Below are 13663 nucleotides of genomic sequence, written 5' to 3' on the forward strand. Positions count from 1 at the left end.
GCTACTTTTTAAAAGTAAGACTATCCGTTTGCTTCGAGGCAAAAACTTAAATAATGATTCAAGTGAGAAGTTTCACTATCAACAGATTGAAGTCTGAATTACTTGCTCTTTACATCGCTCCATTTAGGCGGTTTCACACCCAGCAGATTCTTCACGAAGAAGTCATAGCGCTTGTGCTCGCCATAGAGTTCGCCCATGGTATGATGGGCTCCAGGAATCACCACGAGTTCGAAATCCTTGTTGGCTTTCTCCAGGGCATTCACTACCTGATAGGTGCTCGATGGATCTACGTTATCATCTATCTCGCCTACTACCAGCATCAACGGGCGCTCCAGCTTGTGGGCATTCTCCACGTTGCTGCACTCCACATAGCTGGAGTCGATAGGCCAGCTCATCCATTGCTCGTTCCACCAGATTTTATCCATCCGGTTGTCGTGACAGCCGCAGGCACTATAGGCTGCCTTGTAGAAATCGCCATGCAGCAATACGGCGGTGGTACTCTCCTGTCCGCCTGCCGAACAACCGTAGATTGCCACATTATCCGCATCCATATAAGGATACTTCTTGGCTGCAGCCTTGATCCAGAGTTCACGGTCTGGGAATCCGGCATCCTTCAGGTTCTTGTAGCAAACCTCCTCAAACTTCTTGCCACGATAGGAAGTTCCCATCGCATCGAGCTGAACTACGATAAAACCGAGTTCGGCAAGCGAAGTGGTATACCAGTTGTATGGCATGAAACTCTTCGGAGTGTAGGCATCGCCCGGCCCCGAATAGATGTATTCGATAACCGGATATTTCTTATGAGGATCGAAATTGGTAGGGCGCTGGATGATGCCCCACATATCCGTCTTGCCGTCACGTCCCTTAGCCACAAACACTTCCGGAGCCACCCATCCGTGTTTCTTCAAAGTAGCAATATCAGCCGTTTCCAGAGTCTTGACGAGCTTACCGGTCTGCGCATCACGGAGCACGGTAACAGGAGCGGCATCCACCTTAGAATAGGTATCCAGGAGATAGCGGTAATCATTGGTGTACTGGGCATTATGATTGCCCTCTTCAGGAGTGAGCGCCACCATATTCTTGCCGTCCATACCTATTTTATAATAATGTACGAGATATGGGTCCTCATTCTTGTTCACGCCACTAGCCGAGAAATAGATTTCTCCCTTCTCTTCATCCACACGCTGGATGCCGCGAACAAACCAGTCGCCCTTTGTAATCTGTCGGATAACCTTCGACTTCTGCACATCGTAGAGATAGAGATGATTCCAGTTGTCGCGCTCGCTCATCCAGAGCAGTTGCTTGCCATCCTTGATAAACTGACGCCACAGACGACCATAGTTCACGAAAGTATTGGCACGCTCCTCTACCACGGCACGAAGCTTGCCGGTTTCGGCATTCATCGCCAGCATCTGATAGAGATGATGCCCACGCTGGTTGTACTCCATCGTCACCTCCTTGCTGTCTGGTGTCCATTGCATCCACTCCAGTTCATACTGGTTTTCTATCTGATGCTTGTCAGCCTCCACCTTCTTTCCGGTAGCCACATCGATGATGACCGGATAGTGCTGTGGCAGGGCATCGCCCGGCTTGGCATACTCCTGCTTGTGGAGGATAGGCTGCAGCTGGTCGGCAGGAGAAGATTCTACGTAGTAGGCATAGCGCTTCTCTACCGGCACACGCTTGCATACGAAGATGTGCTTGCCGTCTGGGCTCCATTGGATGCGGTTGCTGTAATAGCATCCGATGGTACCATCCTGGGTAAGGATTCGCTTGGCTTCGGTATAAGGTTTTCCTGCCTTATGAACCACCACGTTGTAACCTTCGATGTAGGCTTCCATCTTGCCGTCGGGCGAAAGTACCGGATAAGCCTCCTTCTCCTCATCTACCTCCATCCAATGGCGCTCATGGCGTCTGCCAAACTGAGGCTTATAAGGGCGGCGAGGCTTGATGCCCAGCGCCTTCTCCATCGCTTCCTGAGAATCATAAGTCTTCATCTCATTCTTGTCGGCATCATAGGATACAAACTTCCTGCCCTGAGGAGTAGAAATCTGATAATGCAGTACGTGGGTGGAATCGCACCAAGCCGATGAGCGTGCCCAATGGAACACGGAATCGGCTGAAAACTGATGACGCAGCGCATAGGCTCTGTTGTAATCTTCTAAAGTGCCCTGTGCTGAAGCTGTAACTGCCGACATCGCCATCACCAGGGCAAGAGATGCCGATAATAAAGTCTTATTCTTCATAAGCTATGATATTTTTTATGTAGATGATTTTTATTCGATTCGTACTTGATTCTTATCCGAATCTTACTTCACTCTTACCTCACTCTTACCTCATAAGGGAAACGGCAGGAAGATGGATCGAGCGAATGATTCGCAGGAGCTCCCATCACCACGAGATAGAGCGCCTTGAGAAGCTGGGACTTTGGAGCCTGAAACGAAACCTTTCCATTCATCGCATCACCCATCTGACCATAGATGCATTCATCAGTATCGGCGGTTACTCCCACCAAACCATAACGGTAACCGATGGTGCGTGCCATCTTGTCCTTGGATGCCTTGAACACCTTGCCCTCGGCATCGAGGGCTCTGAAATCTACAGTAACCTTCTTGCCAGCCTTCGGGATTTCCAACTTGATGGCATTAAAGCCATAGTTCTCTGGAACCGAAGCTGTATCCGGACGAAGATAACCATACTTCTGCTTCAGCATCTTGGTATCGAAAGTGCAGGCATAAGGACGGGTCTCCTTGCGGGCATAATCGAAATCGAAGTTCACGAGATGACGATAGCAGTCGAACATCTCATCATTAAACTGCTTCTGACTCATCTTATACTTCCGCTTGTAGGTAACAACCGGATCCTCTCCTACCTTTCCCTCCCGATAGAGCTGGGCGATGCTTTCCAATCCATGCTTCTCGGCCCACCATTCTATCACGTATGGCGAATGATAGATGTTGTCCAGATGCAGATAACCCTTATGGGTAAGCTGTCTGAAGGCATCAAAATGATACTTCTCATCTGTTATCCAGTCGGGATTCACTCTCCAGAGCATCCATTGGGATGTCATCTCGAAGAAGCCGCTTCCTCCCCAGGCTTCGCCCGTCTTGTCTGCCATAATCTGAAGTTGGAAACTGTGTCCCAACTCGTGAGCCAAACAGTTGAGTTTCTTATCTTGAATACGGTTAGGTGTTACCCAGAGCGCTCCGATAAAGTCATCGTAAGTTCCGCCGTAAGCAGTTCCTTCCAGCGAATAGTTCACCATCACCATCATCTTATACTTGTCGCAGATGCTGCCCGGCAGAGAGAACTTCAGGGTGTCACGGAAGAAACGATAGAACCGTTCTACCTGAGTCTGTAGATTGCCCAGGTCGAATTTCATCGGCTTACCTTCGAGCGAAGGAGGATTCTGCGGATTGTCTCCGAATGGCTTTTCCCAGAAATACACGATATTCTGGGTCTGTGCACTATGTCGCCAGCACCATCTCTCATCATCCTTGTTGAAATCATAGGGTTTCAGAGAGTCCGGTACAAAGATGAGTTTCTGTGGTGCAGATACAGGATTTACGGGTCTGGTGGCAGGAGCCTCAGATGGGTCCTGTTGTGCCAGGGCTGCAGTAGCCCAAGGCAAGGTTGCCGCTGTGAGTATCAGCGATAAAAAGATTCGTTTCATTTCGGTTATGATTTTTGCGTTATTTATATTTTTGCGTTATTTATTCTTTTCGTTATTGATATTTCGCCACAAAAGTACTGATAATCTTGCAAAAACGCTCGCAATATCGTCTAAAATGATATAAATATCGTATCTTCTCAAAGAACATCTTAGAGATTTGTCAAAAATTACATCAAAATGATAGATTTGTGCAAAAAAACTTGGGAGATATTATAAAAAGTCGTATCTTTGCCAAAAGAATTCTATAAAAAGAACAGATTATGAGATTATCAGAAGAACGATATATCAGCTTACTTACCGACTTTGGTTTCAAACGTATATTTGGAACAAAGCCAAATAAAGACTTGCTCATCAACTTTCTGAATTCACTTTTCGATGGAGAGCAAGTCATTAAGGATGTCCGCTACCTCAATAGCGAACACGTTGGTGATGTTTTCGCAGAGCGCAAAGCTATCTTTGACGTATATTGTGAAAATGAGAAAGGAGAAAAGTTCATCGTTGAAATGCAGAACGCTTTTCAGAAATACTTCAAAGATCGTTCTCTCTTCTACTCTACATTTCCTATCAGAGAGCAAGCACCAAAAGGACAGGATTGGAATTTCAAGCTAGACCACGTTTATACAGTAGCATTACTCAATTTTGATTTTAAGGAAGAAGCTTTCGACCAAAAAGAAATCAATCACGATGTTGGTCTGCTAGACAAAAAGACATTCAAGGTCTTTAACGACAAGCTTTCTTTCAAATATATTGAGATTGCCAAATTCAACAAAAGCGAGACTGAGCTAGAAACTCTGTATGACAAATGGCTCTATGTACTCAAGAATTTACCCAAGCTTGACAAACGACCGAAAGCTTTAAAAGAGAGAATTTTCACGAAGTTGTTTGAAGAAGCTGAAATCGCAAAATTCAGTCAACAAGAGCTACGTGAATATGAAGACAGCCTCAAAGCTTACCGAGACATTAAAAATTCGATCGATACAGCGAAGGAAGAAGGCAGAGAAGAAGGCAGGAAAGAAGGCAGAGAAGAAGGGGTTGCCAAAGAAAAGTTGGCCACCGCAAAGCGTCTTCTCGACATGGGGCTCACACAAGAGCAAGTTGCCAAAGGTACAGGTCTTTCAATAGAAGATATAGAGAGACTTGTTTAAACAATAATAAAACAAGAAAACCATCCGATGGAACTAATGCTATCGGATGGTTTTCTTTTTTAATACGAAACCTCAATATCGTATTCCCTTATCATTTTGATGAAAGAATGCTTTCTTTAGTATTCTTAATAAGGATCTTCCCCAATCCCCCTATGTAAACAATATTCCTAAGAAAGTAAATCAGGCAAAAACACCCGAAAAATGGGGAAAAAAGAGATTGAGAATTTTTCCTTAAGGGTTTTTATTTTTTTCCTTAAGGGAAATGATTTCTTCTCTTAAGATTTTTTCCAGCCACGCTCAAACTGTAAAGTAAAAATGGCAACCGGAAAACCAGTTGCCACTTTTTTACTTTCTAACTATTTAGCTTTCTTCGAAAGTCTCACCATCAATACACCATGAGCAGGGATTGTTGCCTTGGTATTCTGAGCAGTCACGGCTGCCAGCTATCAAAGAATACAATAGAAGTTGTCTAAGTTAATAAGAGAAGTTGTCTAAGAATATAGGAGAAGTTGTCGAGATTGTTAATATCGTAGCCCGCACAACAGCTGTTGTGCGCTTGCATAACAGCTGATATGCGCTCGCACAACAAGTGATGTGCGAGCGTTGACCAGCTGTTATGCACCAACTTATTTTTCATACGAATTTCATCTGATAGTACTAACTATCTACTGCAAGACGAGCAAGTCTGTCCCCGAGAACTTCACACGATAAGGCCATTGCTCATCATTGGTCTCATCATCATCCCAGGCATTGCGATACCAGCTTGCAGGTAGATGGATTTACCCAAAGGGCACCAATCTTGTCATCATAGCCAGAACCTATAGCAAGCCAATCAGTCTGATAAAGGAGATAAATCTGCATTTTATAATTATCAAGAACCGATCCCTCATTCCATTTAGCAGGACAATAGTACTTACCATAGTCAACAATCTTTAATTTATCCATCAGCTTCACATCAGAAGGTTTAGGATTCTCAGGACTATCAGTTCCCATGGAATCATTACTGGAGCTGCAACTGCCCAATAACAATAAAAGACCTCAGTTCGGGATAACGAGCTCTATCTAAAGGCTTTATAATGTTTTTATATAAGGGACACAGAGGCTTGGCAACCATCTATATATCTTGGATGGTTGCTGAGACAAAATCCTCATGTAAAATATGCAATGTTAGAAAAGACTAAGCTGTTTCGTATCTTCGATAACGTATCCAGTAAGTGCCTTGGGCTTGTTGTCAAAGAAACAGTATGCCCCTAATGCAGAAATAATATTTATGATGAAATTCGCAACAGACCTGTGACGTGAATGTACTATCTGAGCCGTATTTTTCAACAGGTCATTAATCGTTTCAATGATGTATCTTTTGCGTAGCATCATCTTGTCATAGAACGGCATTAGTTTGTTCTTCATGTTCACTCTCAGTCCTGTTACCAACTGGATGCCTTCCTCAAAAAGCGAATCGAAGAGTTTTTGCGAGATATATCCTTTATCTGCAAACAGCTTACCATACAGACGTTTAGCCAACACATCGAATACCGTTGGATCTTTGTCGCTAACGTTTGCACCAGTGAGAACAAAAGCAATTATCTCACCTCTATCATTACAAGCCAGATGTAGCTTGAACCCATGACACCATCCCATTGTTCCCTTTCCGTTTGTGGCAATGCCTTTGAACACTTTGTTGGCATAACGCCTGAGATTGTGGCATATTGGTATCATGGTTGAATCAACAAAGGTTATACCTGTACATCTGCCAAAAGCACGGAGATTCAGGAAGAACATGAGAGGGAAGAATACGCGACTTTCAAGTTCTACAAAACGGTTATAAGACACCGCATTTGGAAAATATGACTTCAAAGTTCCTCTAATAAAGAATAGGTAATAATGCTTGAAGTTTCGGAACGAGCCGAAATGGAAATACAGCAAAATCGTCATGATTTCACTATCAGATAAAGAGGCTTTACGTCGTCTGCGCTTTACTCCATCTTCACCCAAAAGCAATTTTCCTGCATTTTCAGCATCAAAAACTTTGTAAAATTCATCAATAATACAAAATAATTCTGTAACTTTGTCCTTGGTAATCTCCATAATGATATCTTTTTATGTTTGTAACTAATTGGATTTCAACTACAAAGATACAAAAAATATCGGAGATTACCAACTTTTTTAGGCACTATTTCTTATCCCGAACTGAGGTATAAAAGGAAAAAAGACAATATTGCTACGTTTCTCGTATTCAGTTTAATTTGTTTCATGATTTACAGCAATAGTTCGTTAATAATTCAATAATGTGCTAAGCAGCTATACGCTGTAAGCACGAGAGATCTTTGAAAATCTTGCTAATTAAAGTTCGGTTCGGGGTGTACCCGCTTGCTTTAAAAATTCGTTTCACCAGATAAATGTTGGTCATCAGTGACTTGAATGAAGACATAGAATATTCCATTCCCATCTCCTTCATAGTTACCTTGGCAACATTTAGTGATGTGAACGAAGCATTGAAAGCAAAATCGAGTTTCCACTTATCGCGAGCCTGGCAGTCCATAAGACCAGTATAGCCTTTGGCGTCACGAAAGCAAAATTCAATCTGGAACCTGGTTCTATAATAAAGAAGTACCTCTTCACCCGAAAGTGAGGTGTCTGTAGAGAAGAATAGTTTCTTCTTGCCATTCGGCATCTGCCAGATGACAAGTCTAACTTTACACCTGAGTGCCTTGGAATAGGCTATCAAAGTATAAGCTGTTCCTTCTATATCTTTCATCTCCATCTTCTCCATTCGAGTGAGGTCAAGATTCTTCATATCAATCTTGCCATCCTTGGTCTTGGGGCGACCACGTTTTCCAGTACGTGGACCAGCATAGACATAAAAGAGACAAGCATTGTCACGAAAGCGGCTTATCAAAGAGAACCTTTCTTTCTTTATCCCATTAACAAATGTACTTGTAGAGAAGTAAGCATCTGCAACTATGAGGGTTGAGAGTTTGAGAAGTTCCTTGCGATAACGCTTAATGACGCTGATATAGAAATCTACCATAGTCTTGTTTCTAAGACTCAGTTCTTTATTACTTAGCGACTGGTGTGCTTTTAACATCATGCAGTCTTTGGCATCAATATCAATGAGGCCAATACCCATGATTTCGAGACCATGTTTAACAGACTGTGCACATCCCGACCAAAAACGACCGATATGTGGAGTCTTCTTGCCAGCTTTGCTGATGTAGCTGGGATCAATGGCAATAGCCCATCTTCCCTGTTTACCAAAGAAGCGCTTGGCAAGTGAGACATTAAGTTTGAGCCAGTCAATGCTTTTCGACTTTTTTAAGCCGAATGCGTTGCGATAGGTTTGCTCAACATGCGAGCCATACCTCCCCATTTGGGTGAAATTTATCTTTCTTGGTATTACCATGAACAAAATTATCACCTCGATGAGTATTTTCTCGAAACTTTTTGTTAACTTTGCAGCCTAATCTTCAACTGCATCTTTAAAGATATCCATATATTGGTCAAGTCCTGTATTCATATAATTTTGCGTTTGTCGTGATTTGCAAAGTTACTGAAAAATCAGCGACTTGACCAACTTTTTATAGTTAAGTTTTCATAAGCATTTCTTAATATAAGTTATTGATTTACAGACGATTAAATGTTAATTTAACGCAGTATTGTTACAGAACTTTCGCTAATAAACTCCATACGTTCTGGGCTAGGAGTTTCGGATCTTCTGCCCGTTCTTGAACCACGAGCAAAAGTTCTGGTTATTATTTTAAAACAAAAATGGGATAACTAAATTTCAAGAAACTCAGTTATCCCATATATTTAACTTTTAATTTTTACTGTCTGCCACAGAATAAGGAGCAGGATCCAAATTCGGACACTTCTCTAACTCATAACGAGGAATCGGCATCCAATACATCTTATCTCTGAATGTTCTGGTCTGAAGTGGAGCCAAATCATGAGAGTAAAGCAACGAACCATCCTTCATCTTGTAAATCTTCATGGCAGTAGGAAGATTTGCAGCAGAATATGCTTCCGGCATTTTCTGCCAACGACGGAGATCGAAGAAACGCTGTCCCTCGAACATCAACTCAACACGACGCTCATATTCGTATTCAGCACGCAAGTTCTTACCAGTTGCAGCAGGAAGTCCTACACGCTGACGAACCAGATTGATATACTTCAAAGCCTCAGCCTTATTGCCAAGCTCCATCTGGCATTCAGCATAGTTCAGATAGATTTCAGCCAAGCGGAAGAAAATCCAAGGAGTAGTATCCACCTCATCCTCCTGCTCATTATTATATTGAGGATTCAGGAACTTCTTCATATAATATCCGGTCTTGGTTGCATTCCAGTACTCGTCATCAGTATTGCAAGCAGACGAATTACCACCCTTGACACCAGCTTGACCTGGTTCGTAAATTCCAATTACACGATTGGCATCACCATAGCCCCATTTTGAACCATCATAAATAAAGTTTGCATAGAAACGCATCTCACGACCTTCGTATGGAGAATTCGAGGTAGCCAAAATCGTTGTATCCTTATAAACGGTTTGTCCATCAACAACGCTAGGCATCTGAATAGCATGTGGACCGACATTCTTCATTTCAAACTTACTACCATCCGCATTCTCATAAACATCAGCAGCCTGATAAGTTGGTAACCATACACCCCAACCATGTCCACCAGTAAAGGCGCCCATAGGAGCTTGGAAAAGATAGTTTAATGCACCACCTTCTGGGTCTTTTACATTGTAAAGCTTCTCAAAGATAATTTCCGGATTTTCTGCATTATAGAACAGAGCTGCATACTCATCAGCATTGCTGACAGAAGACAAACTGTAAACGTTCAAATCAATGACAGCCTTATTGGCATCAGCAGCAGCCTGCCAACGCTCCTGGGAAGGAGTACCAAACAAAGGACTAGCCTTATAAAGCAAAGTACGAGCCTTAACAGCTAAAGCCGCTCCCTTTGTTGCACGTCCGAAGTCATCACTTGAGCTGTATTTTGTTGGCAGAATATTTGCCGCACGATCACAATCGTTGCAAATGGAATCAGCAACCTCATCCATAGGAGCACGTGTCTGACCAAACTCTGAATTGATACCGAGAGTAGAATAAATCAGAGGAACACGGCCATAGAGTGAATATAATTGATGATAGAAGAATGCACGAAGGAAATAAGCCTGTCCCTTGATAAGCTTTTTTCTAGTTGCATCAGAAGTACCTTCTGCTGCAGGAACGTTATCTATATTTTCCAACAATTCATTCACTTGTTTGATTCCTGTATAATAGAAATGCCAAGTGTTACCACGAGCCTCAGAAAAACCAACGTTGTAGTTATCGCAGGACACATTACCCTCGCAATAAACATTTGTTGCATAACCTGTACGGTGATAAACATCATCTGTATAACTACAGAAAGGCACGCCTTGTTCATTCTCACCTTCTACATATCTGTAGCAATCGCTAAGAGCAGCATTTGCCAAATCAACATTACTCCAGACAGCAGCATCAGAAATTTTATTATGAGGATCTACATCCAGGAAATCGGAGCAAGATGCCATCATTAATGCCATACAAACAATGGCACTTCCTTTAAATATATTATATTTCATTGTTGTCTATTTTTTAATTAAAATGCTAAATTAAGACCGAATGTCCATGAGCGCTGAATAGGATATCCCTTGATACCGGCAGTCATCTCAGGATCGAAAATCTTCACGCTATCAATAGTAAAGAGATTGTTACCATTCACGTAGATACGGGCATTGCTCAAGCCTATATGCTGAATCAGAGTCTTAGGGAATGTATAACCAATTTCCATAGACTTCAATCTAACAAAAGAAGCATCTCGCAACCACCAGTCTGAATCCAGCGCATTACGGGTATCAACCTGAGATACAGACATGAATGCACGTGGATATTTTGCATTGAGTCTTTCTGACTCAGAAGCATCTTCTCTCCAACGTCCATCATAGAACTCCTTTGCCATATTCATGGTTGGCTTTACGAGAATCTGTGCATCAGCTTGTCCCTGGAAGAATGCTGTGAAATCAATACCTTTCCAAGAACCACCGAGAGTCAGACCGAACATCCAACGTGGTGTAGCACTCTTATCCGTACGAACAGCATCATCCCAAGTGATCTGCTTATCACCATTGGTATCCTCATAAATCAAGTCACCAGGTTTTGCTCCTGGCAAATGAACAGAATTATCCACTTCTTCTTGAGTCTGATAGATGCCAGTGGCATGATAAAGTGTATAGCCTTCCATAGAATGACCTGTTATACACTGCCAAGCTACAGTCTTCACAGCCTCATCCATATAGATCACCTCATTCTTTGCATAAGTAACATTGGCAGATACATTCCAGGAGAAATCACCCTTGTGATCCTTATAGAAAGCAACTGCTTCGAAACCTGTATTATCTACCTTACCGAGATTCTCAGAAGGCAAAGTCAAACCAGAATAGGTTGGAACAGAAGCATTACGAGTAATCAAGATATCACGACGGGCAGACTTAAACCAGTCGAAATCCAAGCCAAACATTCCATTCAGGAACTGAGAAGAGAAACCGGCATTCCAAGAATGAGCCTTTTCCCATGTTACCAATGGATTAGCCACAGTTGAAGAGTAAATACCTTGTACTAAGGATGGATTTGTACCAAAGGCATACAAGTTTGCATTGTCTCCTACACGGTAAGAATAGGTAGATAAATACTGATAAGCCGAGATATTATCATTACCCATAACACCATGAAGCCTTCAACTTCAAGAAATTGACAGCCTTGGTGAGTGGCTTAAACCAGCTTTCCTCAGACATTACCCAACCAGCAGACACAGCAGGGAACAGACCCCAGCGGTGACCTTTGGCAAAGTTCATAGAACCATCATAACGCAAAGTTGCCTCTGCAAGATACTTATCCTTATAGTTATAGTTTACACGACCGAACCAGTTCTGGCGAGCAAACTCATCAGAACTTCCCGAATTATTTTTGTCTGTATCCTTGGTTCCACCAAAATCAAGATCAGGAAGTGCAGATGACATGAAATTAGTACGATAACCATACAGGTAATTGTACTTGTACTTCATCTGCTCGTAAGATACGAAAGCATCCACCTTATGATCGCCAAAGGTACGAGTGTAGCCAATGCGGGCATTCAAAGTGATACGGTCAGAGTTGCTAGACCAAGAATCAAGCGAAATATTACCAGTAGAACTTCTCAAATTATCATACTCCTGAGTTTCCGAGTTGTACTGATAGATATCAAAAGGAGTGTACATTGTCTTTCCATTGTTGTAATTGAAATCCAACGCTGCATATCCTTCCGCATACAAGCCTTTGGTAACAACATCCAAATCTACATGAACTTTCGGTTTGATATTCAATGTATTATTGGTTGTATTGCTCTTACCAGGAATATCAGAAATCATCAAGACTGCATTATTGGTTACACCATCAAATCCCTTGCGGAGCAATCCATTAGGATAATAAGGTGCCGACATAGGATTGGTGGTCAGGAAATAACCAAACATTTCCTCTGTAGAACGTACACCACGGTCGCGGGTTTCACGACGACCCAAGATATCCATACTCAACTTGATGCTCTTGTTAATTTGTGCATCAAGATTCGTGGTAAACTGATATTGCTTATATTTCTGCGGACTATTCTTGTAAATAGGATCCTGCTGCATATATTGAGCAGAAGTATAGAAAGAAATTTTCTCTGTACCACCGCTAATTGAAAGACTATGCTGGGTATTGGTAGCCCAATCCTGTGCTACAGCATCCCACCAGTTGGTATCAGGGAAGCTAATCTGGTCTGTTCCATCCTTGATTTTCTGAATGGCAGTTTCCGGATAGGTAAGTGCAGCACCTCGGTTCTTATCAAACTCATTAGTATAGGTAGCATACTCATAAGCATTCAGCATCTTAGGAATGCGGGTAGGCTGAGAAAAAGATACAGTACCATCATACTTCACCTGTACCTTACCTGCCTTACCACGCTTGGTGGTAACGAGGATAACACCATTGGCTGCACGCGCACCATAAATGGCAGCAGAAGCATCCTTCAATACGGAAATACTCTCGATGTCATCTGGATTCAAACGACCGAAAGAACGATCGGCAACACCATCAACTACAATCAATGGGGATGTATCACCCATTGTACCCTTACCACGAATAAGAATGTTGGCATCATCAGCACCAGGCTCACCTGTACGGGTATTGGCGATGACACCCGCTGTCTTACCAGCCAGGGCATTGGTAATGTTGGTAGCAGCCATCTTACTCAATTCGTCACTACCGATAGAAGATACAGAACCAGTAAGGGTAGCCTTCTTCTGGGTACCATAACCTACGACAACCAACTCATCCAGGAGCTTGTTGTCTGCCTGCAGAGTAACCTTGCCACCCTTGACGATGGTTACACTCTTATATCCGATATAGGAAACTACAACAGGAGCATTACTTTTCTTGAGTTGCAAGGTATAGTTACCATCAAGATCGGTAACAGTACCATTCTTAGCATTGCCTTTTTCTACAACGCTTGCACCAATGATAGGTTCGCCCTGTTCATCTACAACCACACCTTTAATGGTGGTACCATTCTGCTGAACAGATTGTACAGAAGGGTTTGATAAGGTCTCATTTGCCGCAATAGTAGGTAATGTACCTCCGCAGGCAAGGACCAAACACGCGATGGCTTTAACATAAGCTTGGCTATGTACAAAGCCTGAGATTTTTTGTGTCTGTCTCATTTTCTATTTTTGCTAGGTTTATTATTGTTTAAATTTCGATTGCAAAGTAACACAATATTTTGCATATCGTGCCACATTATCGTCTAAAAG

At 42.5% G+C, this 13663-nt stretch carries 6 protein-coding genes and 2 pseudogenes; 1 reads left to right on the forward strand and 7 read right to left on the reverse strand.

Annotated elements, in window-relative coordinates; genetic code table 11:
• Window positions 1-98: 98 nt before the first annotated feature.
• Entirely contained in the window at window positions 99-2246 is a 2148-nt protein-coding gene (locus tag KUA48_RS04990) for a DPP IV N-terminal domain-containing protein (RefSeq protein ID WP_218433609.1), read from the reverse strand.
• Between the two features lie 74 nt (window positions 2247-2320).
• Complete coding sequence (locus KUA48_RS04995; RefSeq protein ID WP_218433611.1) at window positions 2321-3673, reverse strand: DUF6055 domain-containing protein; 1353 nt, start codon at window positions 3671-3673, stop codon at window positions 2321-2323.
• A 260-nt stretch (window positions 3674-3933) separates the two neighbouring features.
• Between KUA48_RS04995 and KUA48_RS05000 the strand changes: the two genes are divergently transcribed.
• The gene (locus KUA48_RS05000) at window positions 3934-4818 is read left to right on the forward strand and encodes an Rpn family recombination-promoting nuclease/putative transposase (RefSeq protein ID WP_218433612.1); all 885 of its coding nucleotides are present in this window, start codon (window positions 3934-3936) and stop codon (window positions 4816-4818) included.
• A 744-nt stretch (window positions 4819-5562) separates the two neighbouring features.
• On the opposite strand, the pseudogene KUA48_RS05005 reads toward KUA48_RS05000, so the two are convergent.
• The 5 genes and pseudogenes from KUA48_RS05005 to KUA48_RS05025 form a co-directional block, all read right to left on the reverse strand.
• Window positions 5563-5700: pseudogene (locus tag KUA48_RS05005) on the reverse strand (DUF6055 domain-containing protein); the annotation flags it as partial.
• Window positions 5701-5985: 285 nt separating this feature from the next.
• Entirely contained in the window at window positions 5986-6903 is a 918-nt protein-coding gene (locus KUA48_RS05010; RefSeq protein ID WP_118142112.1) for an IS982 family transposase, read from the reverse strand.
• Between the two features lie 205 nt (window positions 6904-7108).
• Complete coding sequence (locus KUA48_RS05015; RefSeq protein WP_369503326.1) at window positions 7109-8218, reverse strand: transposase; 1110 nt, start codon at window positions 8216-8218, stop codon at window positions 7109-7111.
• A 414-nt stretch (window positions 8219-8632) separates the two neighbouring features.
• Complete coding sequence (locus KUA48_RS05020; protein ID WP_218433674.1) at window positions 8633-10423, reverse strand: RagB/SusD family nutrient uptake outer membrane protein; 1791 nt, start codon at window positions 10421-10423, stop codon at window positions 8633-8635.
• A gap of 17 nt (window positions 10424-10440) precedes the next feature.
• A pseudogene (locus tag KUA48_RS05025) lies at window positions 10441-13573 on the reverse strand (SusC/RagA family TonB-linked outer membrane protein).
• Between the last annotated feature and the right edge of the window lie 90 nt (window positions 13574-13663).

This window comes from Segatella copri, from assembly GCF_019249795.2.
GTDB lineage: Bacteria > Bacteroidota > Bacteroidia > Bacteroidales > Bacteroidaceae > Prevotella > Prevotella copri_B.